The 292-nt window shown below is 63.0% G+C and carries 1 protein-coding gene; it reads left to right on the top strand.

Annotation, left to right across the window (positions count from 1 at the left end; genetic code table 11):
- On the top strand, nt 1–292 hold a 292-nt coding region (locus J0A65_RS27095; RefSeq protein WP_206597252.1), incomplete at both ends, for a DUF1302 family protein.

Here is a 292-nt window from a genome sequence, read left to right as displayed (position 1 = left end):
CCACAGTTGAACAGTGAATTCGCCGGCTACTTCATCAACTACCACAGCCGTCAGCCGTATTTCAGCACCACGACCGGGCCGAACACCCGCAATCTCGATTTCGCTCCGCAGCTGTGCGGCAACCTCGGCATTCCCGGGCCGGGTTGCGCCGGTTTCATCGGCAGTACGGCCGGGCAGGGCCTGGTGCAGGCATACCGCCTGGGAAGCGCGCGCTACTTCGCCGCTTTTCCGGAGGACATCCGCCTCTATGGCCTGAGCTTCAATACCAGCCTGGACAGCGGTACCACGCTCG

The organism is Bowmanella yangjiangensis (assembly GCF_017255015.1).
In the GTDB taxonomy this organism is placed as follows: domain Bacteria; phylum Pseudomonadota; class Gammaproteobacteria; order Enterobacterales; family Alteromonadaceae; genus Bowmanella; species Bowmanella yangjiangensis.
Note: the sequence above shows the minus strand (reverse complement) of the source record. Positions and strands in the feature narration are given on the sequence as shown.